Origin of the sequence: Cryobacterium sp. Hb1, assembly GCF_004403585.1 — a bacterium.
Taxonomy (GTDB): Bacteria; Actinomycetota; Actinomycetes; order Actinomycetales; family Microbacteriaceae; genus Cryobacterium; species Cryobacterium lyxosi.
Map to the genome: position 1 here is coordinate 183,870 of NZ_SOHI01000024.1, position 12,828 is coordinate 196,697.

Sequence of the window (12,828 nt, forward strand, 5' to 3'; positions counted from 1 at the left end):
ACTGTCGAACCGTCTGAAAACCATGTCTCATGTTCCATGTTCCATGTTCCATGTTCCATGTTCCATGTTTCACGTGAAACTCGCCGAAACCGATACGTACAGCCAATCATGACTAACTCCTGGCCACGGTACTGAAACGAACCCAAGCGGAAGGCGCGTTTTACGCGGGCCACCGACGCCGGGAATCCAGTTCAAAACGCGTCACCACCTCACATTACCGTTTCACGTGAAACGTGAAAGGTGACCCGTGACCCGTGACACGTGACGCCGAAGAAGCTTCTCGTCAGCTGGCGCTAAAACCCGGTTCACCGAGAACCGTCAGAATGCGATTCAGATCACCAATGGTCGCGAAATCAACTGTGATCTGGCCTTTTCTTACCCCCAGATTGATCTTGACGCGAGTATCAAGGCGATCTCCAAGATGCTCTGCGATCTCGTCAAGATGCCCCTGGCGTCGACCCGGCAGCGGTTTGGCTTTTACTGCCCGGGGAACCGCAACCGCCGCGGCCTCAGCGGCGCGAACGGACAAGTCCTCCTCGACGATTTTATCGGCCAGGCGCAGCATGCCGGCCGGGTCACCCACCGACAGAATCGCTCGCGCGTGACCGGCAGACAAAACGCCAGCAGCAACACGCACCTGCACCGGTTCCGGCAGTTTCAAGAGACGCAGGGTGTTGGTGATCTGCGGACGCGATCGACCGATCCGTTTTGCCAGTTCCTCCTGAGTAATACCAAAGTCGGACAGCAACTGCTGATATGCGGACGCTTCTTCCAGCGGATTCAGCTGGGCGCGGTGCAGGTTCTCCAGCAACGCGTCGCGCAGCATATCAACGTCGGCGGTTTCGCGTACGACAGCCGGAATGGTGTCGAGTCCAACCTCCTTGGTGGCGCGCAGTCGACGCTCACCCATAACAAGCTCATACTTGCCCGGTTCATCGGCCAACGGCCTCACAACGATTGGCTGGAGCACCCCAACCTCGCGAATGCTGTGCACCAGTTCAGCAAGGTCATCCTCGTCGAAAATAGTACGCGGCTGGGCCCGGTTGGGAACAATATCTTGAGGATTCAGCTGCGCCAGCCTGGCGCCCGCTATCAGCGGGACGTCGGAAAGAACTTCGGGGGAGACAGCCGCCACAGCGGTTACGCCGCGCGGAAAAAACACGTCGACCGGACGAGGCGCAGACGCGTCGTCCTGCACCGGAATGAGTGCGCCGATACCGCGGCCGAGGCCGGTTCTTTTCGCCATTAGTGCTTTTCTTTCGTTTGGGGCGTATTTTCTGTTCGCGGTGCCCCACGATGGGCCATTTCTGCCGCTGCTTCAAGGTATGAGAGCGATCCTGCCGAGTTGAGATCGTAACTCACAACGCTCTGGCCGTAGCTCGGGGCCTCAGAAACGCGCACAGAGCGCGGAATAGCGGTGTTGAGGACCTGTTCCGGAAAGTGATCGCGCACTTCTTTGGCAACCTGGGTAGCCAGATTGGTGCGGCTATCGTACATGGTGAGCAGAATGGTCGAGACGACGAGCTCGGGGTTGAGATGCTTTTCGATGAGAGCGATGTTCTTGAGCAGCTGACTCAGTCCCTCGAGTGCGTAGTACTCGCACTGAATGGGAATGAGAACTTCGCGAGCGGCGACGAAAGCATTGATCGTCAGTAGACCGAGCGACGGTGGACAGTCGATGAAGACGTAATCGTACGGTTCGACCGCCTCGGAGAGGTACAGATCAAGAGCACGACGGAGTCTTTGCTCGCGCGCGACGAGCGACACCAGTTCAATCTCCGCCCCCGCCAGATGGATCGTCGCGGGAACACAAAATAAGGCACCGAATTCCGGGCTCTTCTGTACGACCTCATCCATGGGCATATCGTTGATGATGACGTCGTAGACGCTTGGCGTCTCGGCACGGTGCTCAACACCGAGGGCAGTAGAGGCGTTGCCCTGCGGATCCAGGTCGATGACCAGAACACGCGCGCCCTGGCGAGCGAGGGCGGCGGCCAGGTTGACCGCGGTCGTTGTCTTGCCGACGCCACCTTTTTGATTGGAAATCGTCAACACCCGGGTCTGATCGGGTTTTGGCAACTCGCCGGCAGCAATCACCTGGCGGCGACGCGTCAGTTCGGCAATTTCGCGGGCCAGCGGTGTTGTCCCGTCAAAGCCTGCCGCTTTGCCGGTGTGCTGATCTTCAGCAGGTTGTTTCACGTGAAACCTTTACGCTCGACGGTTGATGAGCCACCCGAAAGGGACCCCCGAACACCATATCCAGTGACATTCGCGACTACTCCACTGTAGCTCTGATGACCCGGGTTACCTCAGGCAGCACGCCAGCGCCGAGGGTGATTATCTCAACCTTGCGCAGGCGGTACTTGCGAATCGACTTGGCCGCCGCCTCGATCTCACGCTCGGCCCCCTCGCCTTTCATAAGAATGAGCTCACCACCACTGCGCAGCAGGGGAGCAGTCAGCGGAATCAGCTTGCTGAACGCACTCACAGCTCGAGCAGTCACCTGATCTAGTGGGTGCGTCAGGCTTGTATCCTGGGCGCGAGCACGTACCACGGTAACATTCGGCAAGTGCAGGGCAGCGACCTGGTCATTCAGCCAAGCAACCCGACGTTCCATCGGTTCGATCAGCACGAAATTCACGTCCGGCCGGGCGATGGCCAGCACGACACCGGGAAGACCAGCGCCGGAACCAACGTCCCCCACGAGACCGGGGCGTAACAGCGGCGCCACAATGGCACAATTGAGAATGTGCCGTGACCACAGACGCGGAAGTTCCAATGGACCAATCAGACCCAATATTTCGCCCTGATCAGCTAAATTGTTGGTAAACGCTCGCATAAGATCAATTTGGGAACCCAGGAGGCTCAACGCCGCTAACGGTTCAATCTCCAGTGTGACCGGATCGGGCGCGCTCCCCGACGCTGGCGCGGATCCCGGCATGTTCGAAGCAGCACGGATCGGGTCTGGCGTGACAGATTGCGACATGACGAACGAGGTTACGCTGCGGTAATGACGGTGTGGCGGTCGCGGCCTTCACCGGACGACTCCGAGCGGTACCCACCATTGGCTGCGACGATATCATGCACGAGTTTGCGCTCGTAGGAGGACATGGCCGGCAGGTCGGCCGCGGTCGCGCCGCCCTCAATCCGCTCGATAGCGTGGGCAACGAGGGTGGCGAGCTCAGCTTCGCGCGTCTCGCGAGATCCACCGATGTCCAAGATCAGGCGCGAGAAAGAACCCGTTTTATTCTGCACCGCGAGGCGAGTGAGTTCCTGCAGGGCGTTGACCGTATCTGGTTTGGAAAGCACTCGCAGATTGTCGGCGTCCGACGCTTTGACCGCTAGGTAGGCCCGTCCGTTGCGGGCATCGATGTCAATGTCGCCATCGAGGTCGCAAATATCGAGAAATTCCTCGATGTAGTCCGCGGCAATGTCACCCTCACGCTCAAGCTGATCGGTCGTAACGGGGGCGTCGGTAACGCTCCCGGATTCGGAAGCGTCGGACGAGGGATCCGCTGTGTGAGCAGTCACATCTGCATTGTCAGCAGTGACAGTGCCCACTTCGGTGAGGCCAGTTTTGTCCGTCACGGTGATCTCCACTACTTCTTCGGGCCGGTTTGTTTTTTTGCGCGGGCCCTACCGACCGGCTGCTGGCGCTGAACGGGCTTGGCAGGCTCCTCCACCACAATGATGTCACCATCGGTCGCGATGAGCTTGCCTTTACGCGCCAAACGCTCTTCGCGCGCCTTGGCGGCTTCACTGCCAGGAGTCGGCATGTTCCGAATGACCAGGAACTGCTGAATCATGGTCCAGATATTGGAGGTGAGCCAGTAGAACATCACGCCGAGCGGGAAAGCAACACCGGAAAAAGCGAAGACGAGGGGGAGGAGATAGAGCATGATGCGCTGCTGCTTGAACATCGGACTCGCCTTAGTTTCCGGCGACATGTTCTTGGAAACGATCTGCAACTGCGTGATGAACTGCGACGCGGTCATCAGCACCACCATGGTGGCGGCAATGATCATGACGGTCCCATTGAAGGGGTCACCGGCGGTCCACAGCGACCACTGAGAGGCGAAAGTGTCGTGCAACGGCGCATTGCCGAACAGTTTGGCGTTGCCGAAACTCTCGGCAAGGCTCTGGTTGAGCGGCCCGACACCGGCGTTGGACTTCTGGGCGTCGTTCAGCACCGAGAACAGGGCGAAGAAGATCGGCATCTGCAAGAGCAGTGGCAGGCAGGAACTGAGCGGGTTAGTCCCGGTCTTCTTGTACATGGCCATGGTCTCGCGGGACATCGCCTCGCGGGAGAACTGGTCTTTCTTCCCCTTGTACTTGTCTTGGATCTTCTTGAGCTGCGGAGCGACCTCGAGCATCTTGCGCTGGCTCTTGATCTGCCGTACAAAAACGGGAATCAAAGCGGCACGCACGACCAAGACGAGGCCGACAATGGACAGCACCCACGTGATGCCGTCGTTGTAGCCCATCCCCAAGCTGGAAAAGAGCCCGTGGAAGGCGACGAGCAGCAGCTCGACGACCCATTTCAGAGGCCAGAGGATCGTACCTATGAGGTCCATACTGTGGGTTAGCCCTTTCCGTGGCTAGGTGCGACAACAAAACCGAACGACGTCAGACGAAAGCGACGATTGCTTTTGAGTGGTACATCATCAATGCCGCCTGGTGACCACGGATGACAATGGCTCAGCCTGCGCACAGCAAGAGCGCAGCCCCACGCTAGTCCGTGTTCCTGAACGGCCCCCAGTGCGTAGGCCGAACAAGACGGGTAAAACCGGCACACATCTCCATAGAGTGGAGAGATCACGGCTCGATACACGCGAAGAACCACGACACCAACGTTGCGGGGTATCAGGATAATCGTCGCGAGTACCGGGTTCATCGGCCCACGCTGTTCTTCCGCGCAGATTGCGGGCGGGAGAGAGAACGGTGAACTTCGTCGCGCAGCGACTCCCACGCGACATTGCTCGCTCCCGGTAAAGCGCGGATGACAACATCCGTTCCTGCCGGAACCAGTGGGAGCAGTTCAAACGTGACCGCCTTGAGACGACGCCGAACGAGATTGCGCTTCACAGCGTCACCCACATTCTTTGCGACGATAAAGCCGAAACGAACCGGAACACCGGCGACACCAGATTGATCTCCAGCGCTTTTTCGCACGTAAAGAACGGTATGCGCACCAACGATCCGCACACCGCGCCGAACGACGCCTTGATAATCACTGCCGCTCGTAATGCGATTTATGTGAGCGAGCACGAGAACCTGGCGACCATGAAAACCTACGCTGAGAGTTCGGTGCGACCCTTGCGACGGCGAGCACCGAGGATGGCGCGGCCCGCACGGGTGCGCATACGCAGGCGGAAGCCGTGCACCTTGGCGCGACGGCGGTTGTTCGGCTGGAAAGTTCTCTTGCTCATAATTCAATCTCCACGTATTTGAATCACCGCTGGCCAAATTTCCTTCGGCCAAAACAGCAGCGCGCACAGAATATGGAAGCCCGCGGGATGGGGTCAACTGATTAAAACTACGGCCTCGGCCACGTCTGGTCAAACTCAGAGATCGAATCCGGGGATTCTGCACAATAATGACTCCAACGTAAATGCCGAAGAGAGGATGCGTAGCGCCCGATGAATTCGCCTCGCCGCGCGGCAGTGACTACCGTAAAGTCAAGTTATCCACAGGTTGGTCGCACCAACCTGAGAATTCAGCTGATTTTGTACACAGGCGGTGGATAACTTTAACGATGGGTTCGGACCAAGAACTCACACGGGCCTCCAAAAGTCGCCTCACGCGGGCCGGTAGGGTCGGCGGCCGATGTCCGGCATAAGGACACCCGCATCCGCCGGTCGCCCAACAGTGAAACTCGAAATGCACAGATTGTAGGAACAATGGCAGACGTAGAAGCGCCGATAGCCGAAACATGGCGGTCTGTTCTGACCACGTTGGAATCCGACGCCACCATCACACCCATGCTGTACGGGTTTCTCAGCCTGGTCGAGCCGAAGGGCATCGCGGCTGGCACCTTCTATCTAGAGGTCCCCAACGAGTTCACGGCCAGCATGCTCAACCAGCGGATGCGGGTTCCCCTGCTGACGGCAATGGGCCAGCTCGATGAAGCGACTGCCGTTTCAACCTTCTACGTGGTCGTCAACCCCGAACTTGAGCAGGAATCGTTGCGACCGGTGCAACAAACGATGACCCCTTCAGACGTCATCACTCCCGCCCCCGCGCAATCGGTTTTTGAGGGCGCAGTCGCGGCACAGCCCCACGAAACCCGACTCAACCCCAAATACAGTTTTGACAACTTCGTGATCGGGCAATCAAACAGATTCGCCCATGCTGCCGCCGTCGCGGTAGCCGAAGCACCGGCCAAGGCTTACAACCCACTTTTTATCTACGGATCATCAGGCCTCGGCAAGACACATCTCCTGCACGCGATCGGCCACTACGCCATGAGCCTGTACCCCGGGATCCGCGTTCGTTACGTCAGCTCGGAGGAGTTCACCAACGACTTCATCAACTCCATTGCGAACAACCGCGGCTCGGCTTTTCAAGCTCGATATCGAAACATCGACATCCTCATGATCGATGACATCCAGTTTCTTCAAAACAAAGCGGAAACCCAGGAAGCTTTTTTTCACACTTTCAACACCCTGCACGACCACAACAAGCAGGTAGTGATCACAAGCGATCTACCTCCCAAGCACCTCACCGGCTTTGAAGACCGCATGCGCAGCCGCTTTGAGTGGGGCTTGATCACGGATGTCCAGGCTCCGGACTTGGAAACCCGCATCGCTATCTTGCGGAAAAAGGCGCAGAGCGAGAAACTGCAGGTGCCACACGACATTCTCGAGTTCATGGCGTCGAAGGTCTCGTCCAACATTCGTGAACTTGAAGGCACTTTGATCCGGGTCACCGCGTTCGCTAGCCTCAATCGCACGCCGGTCGATATGGATCTTGTTCAGACGGTGTTGAAAGACCTGATCACCCTGGACGAGGACAACGTCATCGCTCCGGTTGACATCATTACGAATACGGCCAATTACTTCAAACTATCCGTTGATGACCTCTACGGATCGAGCCGGTCACAGGCAATAGCTACCGCCCGCCAAATTGCCATGTACCTGTGCCGCGAACTCACGAATCTCTCCCTTCCCAAAATCGGGCAATTGTTCGGTAATCGCGACCATACGACCGTGATGTACGCGAACAAGAAGATCAGTGAATTGATGAAGGAACGTCGCTCGATTTACAACCAGGTCACCGAACTGACCAACCGCATCAAGCAGGACCACCGGTATAAGTAGGTCACAGCCATCCGTGTGGGTCACAACCAGCGCTGTGACAGGAAAATTTGAGCGGTCCTTCCGGGCGTTTTAAGCAGGTTCAACCTGTTTAGGCCCGGAGGGACCGAATTTTTTTTAGTTTTCACACCTGTGGATAACCCTGTGGAATTAACCCACACAACCGGTCATCGCCTGTAGAAACTCGGGTGCACCCTGTGGAAACGTGTAATTCCTCCGTGCCGCGCTTGCCCAAACGAATGACAAACTTCCACAGCTCGCCCACAACTTACAAACGTGTAATTCCCAATGCCTGAGCGGTTTTCACAGAGTTATCCACAGTTTCCACAACGGTTAAGAAGATTAACAAGAATTTCTTAACCTTGATCTAGCCGACAACCTTGACGGCTGGCGCCGCTCAATCACGACGGTAACGAACCAGCCCATGAACACAGCTAGCATTGAGGACCACCCATCCGCCCGTCGAACGCAAGGAATATTTCGTGAGATTTCAGGCCAATCGGGATGTCTTCAGCGAAGCAGTGTCCTTCGCGGTCAAACTTCTGCCTCAACGCACCACCCTGCCAATCCTCAGTGGTGTCCTCATCGAAGCCACCGCCACCGGCTTGATTCTCTCCTCGTTCGACTACGAGGTCTCTGCTCAAACGGAGATCTTGGCCGAGGTTGAAGAAACCGGCAAGGTTCTCGTGTCGGGGCGTTTACTCGCTGAAATTGCCAGTCGTCTGCCCAACGCACCGGTACGTTTCTCCACGGAAGATTCCCGCATCAAGGTCAGCTGCGGCTCTGCAAGCTTCACCCTCCTGTCTATGCCGGTTGAGGAATACCCCAGTATCCCTATCGTCACGACCCAATCCGGACTGGTGCCGGCTGAGGAATTCGCTGCGGCTGTTGCCCAGGTCGCTGTGGCGGCGTCGCGAGATGACGTCACCCCTGTTATTACCGGAGTACAGCTTGAGGTCACCGAAAACAGCCTGAGCCTGGTCGCCACCGACCGGTACCGCGTTGCGGTTCGACAAATTGACTGGGACCCGGGCAGTAACACCAAGGACAACGCGCAAGGTACCGTCACGGCACTCGTCCCGGCGCGTACCCTGCAGGAAGTCGGTAAGACTTTCGGCCACAGCGGAACCATTTCGGTCTCCATCACCAACAGCGACGATCGCGAACTGATCGCGTTCACCGCGAACAAAAAAACCGTGACCTCGTTGCTCATCAAAGGCAATTTCCCTCCGGTTCGCCGATTGTTCCCCGCCACCGTTGACAACTATGCGGTGATGAACACGGCTGACCTCATCGAAGCCACACGGCGCGTGCAACTTGTACTCGAACGTGAAGCCGCATTGCGTTTCACCTTTGCCACTGACGGGGTCACCTTGGAAGCCGTCGGCTCGGAGCAGGCACAGGCCTCGGAAACCATCGATGCCATCCTTTCCGGGACCGAGACCGTCGTCTCACTCAAGCCGCAGTTTCTTCTGGATGGGCTCAGCGCTGTCCACTCCGAATTTGTGCGGATTTCCTTCACGAAAACAGAGAATCCGAATAAGCCCGGGCCGGTGTTGATCACCAGCCAGACCTCGCGCGAGCAAGCCGGAGTGGACAGCTACAAGTATCTGCTCCAGCCCAACCTGCTGCTGCGCTAACGCCGGTGCGGGTTACCCACCTCTCACTAACCGACTTTCGAAACTATTCGAACGCCGAGGTTGCTTTTGTTCCGGGTCCGAACCTCATCGTCGGGCGCAATGGACAGGGCAAAACCAACCTGGTCGAGGCACTTGGCTTTCTCAGCACACTGGGGTCGCACCGAGTCTCCACGGATAAAGCCATGATTCGAGCCGGCCAGGACGCCGGCATAATCCGAGCCAGGCTCGAATACAACGGCCGCGATATCCTGGCCGAGGTGCAGCTCAACCGCTCCGGTCAAAACCGGGCGCAGGTTAATCGGTCCGTTATCAAGACCCGTGATCTGCCCCGGTATTTTTCGAGTGTGGTCTTTGCACCGGAGGATCTAGCCCTTGTACGGGGCGACCCATCGGGGCGTCGTAAGTTTCTCGACCAGCTTTTGGTGCTTCGCAATCCGCGCCTGGCTGCAGTGCTCAGCGATTATGACCGTGTGCTGAAGCAACGCAATACCTTACTCAAATCGGCCCGAGCATTGGGAGTGCGCGGCAACCAGCTCTCGACCCTCGAAATCTGGGATGAAAGGCTCGTGGAGTTCGGTTCTGAAATCATCGACGAGCGCGCCAAACTTGTGCGGCAGCTCGGTGAACCGTTGCGCGCGGCGTATCGAGCCGTAGTCAATGAAGACCATGGTCCGGCCCTGGTCGCGAGCTTGAGCATCCTCGGTGCTGATGAAGACGCCGAACGTGGCGTGGTCACCCCCGTCGCCTCTCAACCGGCAGTGTCGGTGGAATCATCCACCAATGAGATCTTTCGCGCAGCGCTGGTCGGCCTGCGAAAACGCGAGCTGGAACGAGGCATCACCCTGGCTGGACCGCACCGCGATGACTTGGTTTTCATGCTCAACGCCTTGCCGGCCAAGGGATATGCCAGCCATGGGGAATCGTGGTCGTTCGCGTTGTCGTTGAAACTTGCATCCGCTTCGTTGTTGCGGCAAGAGTCAGCCAGCGGCGACCCGGTGTTGATCCTCGATGACGTTTTTGCCGAGCTGGATCTGGACCGCCGGGCCAGGTTGGCCACCGCGATCGAGTCGTACGAACAGGTTTTGATTACGGCCGCGGTTCTCGAAGACGTTCCCGCAGCGCTTGTGGCACACACCATCCACATTCATGCCGGAGTCGTCACCAATGGTTGACGAAAATGTTCCACGTGAAACAAACGAAGTCGACGATTCGGTGGAATTCAGTACCAGTGAAGCTGCCAACGTCTACCTGCGCTTCAAGAGTATTTTCGGCGATCCCAATGCCAGGCGTGTGCGCGGTCGTAAGCGAATTGCGCCGGTTGCCGGCTCGAGTGTCCCGTTCGGGATCGGACGCGACCCGCGCGGTCTCGGTGACACGATCAATTCGCTGACCCTGCAGTTGGGGTGGAACTCACCGTTGGCCCAGTCTGAACTCCTCGCGACGTGGGCAGAGCTTGCAGGCGAAGAAACTGCCAACCATTCGACCCCGGCCGGCATCGACGACGGCGTGCTCACGGTGCGCTGTGAATCCACCGCCTGGGCGACCCAATTGCGACTCATGCGCAATGTGATCATGGAACATATTGCGAATCGGTACCCGGATGCTGGTATTCAATCAATTCGTTTCCAAGGCCCCAACGCGCCGTCCTGGAAAAAGGGCCCCAGATCAATTCCAGGGCGTGGTCCACGCGATACCTACGGGTAACCCCACATTTAAGGTCAACCCCTTGAACAAAACGCGTCAAACGGCGATTGTGGCCTGTTCGTCTTCCCCTGTTTGGTAGACTGAAGGGTCGCCCGTGCGATGGTCAGGAGCCTAATTTCAGATGACAGTTGAACCGACGCCCGAACGCCCGTCCCCAGATATATCCCCAGTCATTTCCCAGCAACAGGGGGAGCGGGAAGCGGAACATGAATACGGTGCCGATGATATCCAGGTGCTTGAAGGCCTGGAGGCCGTTCGTAAGCGACCCGGAATGTACATCGGGTCCACTGGGCCACGCGGGCTACATCATCTCGTTTATGAGATCGTCGACAATTCCGTCGATGAGGCTCTTGCGGGCCACTGTGACACCATCGACATTCGAATCCTGGCCGATGGCGCAATTCGCGTTGAGGACAACGGCCGCGGCATTCCGGTCGACATCCATAAGGCAGAGGGACGCTCGACCGTCGAGGTAGTACTCACCGTGCTCCACGCTGGCGGTAAGTTCGGCGGCGGTGGCTATTCCGTCTCCGGTGGTCTGCACGGCGTGGGAAGTTCTGTCGTCAATGCCCTGTCAAGCCGTCTCGAGGTCGAGGTGCGCCGCCAGGGCTATATCTGGCGTCAGAGCTTCGCTAACGGTGTTCCGAACGCTCCCCTCGAACAGGGCGAAGCTAACGACGAAACCGGCACGACCATCACGTTCTGGCCGAGTGCTGAAACTTTCGAGACGATCGAGTTCGACTACGAAACTCTGCGCGCGCGCTTTCAGCAGATGGGCTTTCTCAATAAAGGCCTGCGCCTCACCCTCACCGATGAGCGTGAAGACCACCAGACCGATGATGGCAAAGCCGTTAGCAACACCTTCAAGTACGACCAGGGGCTCGTCGATTACGTCGAATACCTCAATCGCGCCAAGAAGGCCGACCTCGTCAACGATGAAATCATCTCGTTCGAGTGGGAAGACCAGGAACGCAAGATGGCCCTTGAAGTGGCCATGCAGTGGACCACTGCCTACACCGAGAGCGTGCACACCTACGCGAACACGATCAACACGCATGAGGGCGGAACGCACGAAGAAGGTTTCCGCGCCGCACTGACCACGCTGGTGAACAAGTACGCCCGTGAAAAAGGCATCCTGAAAGAGAAGGATGACAACCTCACCGGCGATGATGTTCGCGAGGGTTTGACAGCGGTCGTATCCATCAAGCTCGCCGAACCACAGTTCGAAGGCCAGACCAAGACCAAGCTCGGCAATACCGAAGCGAAATCGTTCGTACAGAAGGTCGCCAACGATCAGCTCACCGACTGGTTCAACCGCAATCCGAACCCAGCCCGCGAAATCATCCGCAAGTCCCTGCAGGCATCAAACGCTCGAATGGCAGCCCGAAAGGCCCGCGAAACCGCGCGCCGCAAAGGATTGCTCGAGGGTGGGGGTATGCCAGGCAAGCTCAAGGACTGCCAGAGTAAGGACCCGTCGCTCTCCGAAATTTTCATCGTGGAGGGAGACTCGGCCGGCGGCTCGGCCGTGCAGGGACGTAACCCCGAATTCCAGGCCATCCTGCCCCTTCGCGGCAAGATCCTCAACGTAGAGAAGGCGCGTCTCGACCGTGCCCTCGGTAACAATGAGGTTCAAGCGATGATCACGGCCTTCGGCGCCGGCATGGGGGAAGAATTCAACCCCGACAAGGTTCGGTACCACAAAATTGTTTTGATGGCCGACGCCGATGTCGACGGCCAGCACATCACCACCCTGCTTCTCACCCTGCTGTTTCGCTACATGCGCCCGCTGATCGACCTTGGCTATGTGTACCTCGCTCAACCGCCGCTGTACCGTCTCAAGTGGAGCAACTCTGCGCATCAGTACGTGTACTCCGACGTGGAGCGCGATGCGCTCCTGGCCGACGGAGCAGCGTCCGGCAAGCGCATCCCGAAAGACAACGGAATCCAGCGCTATAAGGGCCTCGGCGAGATGGACTACAAGGAACTGTGGGAGACCACCATGGCCCCCGAAACCCGCACCCTGCTGCAGGTCACCCTGGACGACGCGGCATCTGCCGACGAGATCTTCTCCACCCTGATGGGTGAAGACGTCGAATCACGACGTAACTTCATTCAGAAAAACGCGAAGGACGTGCGTTTCCTTGACATCTGACGACACCACGGGCAAC

General features: G+C 57.9%; 13 protein-coding genes. 5 read left to right on the plus strand and 8 right to left on the minus strand.

Annotation, left to right across the window (positions count from 1 at the left end):
* Positions 1-283: 283 nt before the first annotated feature.
* The 8 genes from E3T38_RS08335 to rpmH all read right to left on the minus strand — a co-directional run bounded on the left by E3T38_RS08335 (position 284) and on the right by rpmH (position 5,429).
* Complete coding sequence (locus E3T38_RS08335; protein WP_134547817.1) at positions 284-1,246, minus strand: ParB/RepB/Spo0J family partition protein; 963 nt, start codon at positions 1,244-1,246, stop codon at positions 284-286.
* Positions 1,246-2,199, minus strand: coding sequence for a ParA family protein (locus E3T38_RS08340; RefSeq protein ID WP_134547818.1), 954 nt, complete (start codon positions 2,197-2,199; stop codon positions 1,246-1,248). Before E3T38_RS08340 ends, E3T38_RS08335 begins: the two co-directional genes overlap by 1 nt.
* A gap of 76 nt (positions 2,200-2,275) precedes the next feature.
* Positions 2,276-2,941, minus strand: a complete 666-nt coding sequence (gene rsmG, locus E3T38_RS08345) for a 16S rRNA (guanine(527)-N(7))-methyltransferase RsmG (protein ID WP_134547949.1) — start codon at positions 2,939-2,941, stop codon at positions 2,276-2,278.
* 56 nt (positions 2,942-2,997) lie between these two features.
* The gene (locus E3T38_RS08350) at positions 2,998-3,588 is read right to left on the minus strand and encodes a R3H domain-containing nucleic acid-binding protein (RefSeq protein WP_241984370.1); all 591 of its coding nucleotides are present in this window, start codon (positions 3,586-3,588) and stop codon (positions 2,998-3,000) included.
* An 11-nt stretch (positions 3,589-3,599) separates the two neighbouring features.
* Positions 3,600-4,574 (minus strand): membrane protein insertase YidC, encoded by a 975-nt coding sequence (yidC, locus tag E3T38_RS08355; RefSeq protein WP_104128749.1) that lies wholly within the window; start codon positions 4,572-4,574, stop codon positions 3,600-3,602.
* Between the two features lie 8 nt (positions 4,575-4,582).
* Positions 4,583-4,894, minus strand: coding sequence for a membrane protein insertion efficiency factor YidD (yidD, locus tag E3T38_RS08360; RefSeq protein WP_134547819.1), 312 nt, complete (start codon positions 4,892-4,894; stop codon positions 4,583-4,585).
* Positions 4,891-5,268, minus strand: coding sequence for a ribonuclease P protein component (gene rnpA / locus E3T38_RS08365; protein ID WP_134547820.1), 378 nt, complete (start codon positions 5,266-5,268; stop codon positions 4,891-4,893). The genes yidD and rnpA overlap by 4 nt, the downstream gene beginning before the upstream one ends.
* A 23-nt stretch (positions 5,269-5,291) precedes the next feature.
* The gene (gene rpmH / locus E3T38_RS08370; protein ID WP_010204566.1) at positions 5,292-5,429 is read right to left on the minus strand and encodes a 50S ribosomal protein L34; all 138 of its coding nucleotides are present in this window, start codon (positions 5,427-5,429) and stop codon (positions 5,292-5,294) included.
* A 471-nt stretch (positions 5,430-5,900) separates the two neighbouring features.
* On the opposite strand from rpmH, the gene dnaA reads away from it, so the two are divergent.
* The 5 genes from dnaA to gyrB all read left to right on the plus strand — a co-directional run bounded on the left by dnaA (position 5,901) and on the right by gyrB (position 12,812).
* Positions 5,901-7,319 (plus strand): chromosomal replication initiator protein DnaA, encoded by a 1,419-nt coding sequence (gene dnaA / locus E3T38_RS08375; RefSeq protein WP_134547821.1) that lies wholly within the window; start codon positions 5,901-5,903, stop codon positions 7,317-7,319.
* Positions 7,320-7,798: 479 nt separating this feature from the next.
* A complete protein-coding gene (dnaN, locus tag E3T38_RS08380) occupies positions 7,799-8,956 on the plus strand; it encodes a DNA polymerase III subunit beta (RefSeq protein WP_134547822.1) in 1,158 nt (385 codons plus the stop codon).
* Positions 8,957-8,961: 5 nt separating this feature from the next.
* On the plus strand, positions 8,962-10,128 hold the full coding sequence (gene recF, locus E3T38_RS08385; RefSeq protein ID WP_134547823.1) for a DNA replication/repair protein RecF: 1,167 nt from the start codon (positions 8,962-8,964) through the stop codon (positions 10,126-10,128).
* Positions 10,121-10,660: a DUF721 domain-containing protein gene (locus E3T38_RS08390; RefSeq protein WP_134547824.1), complete on the plus strand. Its 540-nt coding sequence runs from the start codon at positions 10,121-10,123 to the stop codon at positions 10,658-10,660. The genes recF and E3T38_RS08390 overlap by 8 nt, the downstream gene beginning before the upstream one ends.
* Before the next feature lie 121 nt (positions 10,661-10,781).
* The gene (gyrB, locus tag E3T38_RS08395; RefSeq protein WP_134547825.1) at positions 10,782-12,812 is read left to right on the plus strand and encodes a DNA topoisomerase (ATP-hydrolyzing) subunit B; all 2,031 of its coding nucleotides are present in this window, start codon (positions 10,782-10,784) and stop codon (positions 12,810-12,812) included.
* Positions 12,813-12,828 lie beyond the last annotated feature (16 nt).

What these genes read in the sequence shown, in the direction of transcription:
- rsmG (WP_134547949.1), bottom strand. Translation starts at nt 2,941, where the DNA reads ATGCCGGGATCCGCGCCAGCGTCGGGGAGCGCGCCCGATCCGGTCACA.
- gyrB (WP_134547825.1), top strand. Translation starts at nt 10,782, where the DNA reads ATGACAGTTGAACCGACGCCCGAACGCCCGTCCCCAGATATATCCCCA.
- E3T38_RS08335 (WP_134547817.1), bottom strand. Translation starts at nt 1,246, where the DNA reads ATGGCGAAAAGAACCGGCCTCGGCCGCGGTATCGGCGCACTCATTCCG.
- dnaA (WP_134547821.1), top strand. Translation starts at nt 5,901, where the DNA reads ATGGCAGACGTAGAAGCGCCGATAGCCGAAACATGGCGGTCTGTTCTG.
- yidC (WP_104128749.1), bottom strand. Translation starts at nt 4,574, where the DNA reads ATGGACCTCATAGGTACGATCCTCTGGCCTCTGAAATGGGTCGTCGAG.
- E3T38_RS08390 (WP_134547824.1), top strand. Translation starts at nt 10,121, where the DNA reads ATGGTTGACGAAAATGTTCCACGTGAAACAAACGAAGTCGACGATTCG.
- yidD (WP_134547819.1), bottom strand. Translation starts at nt 4,894, where the DNA reads ATGAACCCGGTACTCGCGACGATTATCCTGATACCCCGCAACGTTGGT.
- rpmH (WP_010204566.1), bottom strand. Translation starts at nt 5,429, where the DNA reads ATGAGCAAGAGAACTTTCCAGCCGAACAACCGCCGTCGCGCCAAGGTG.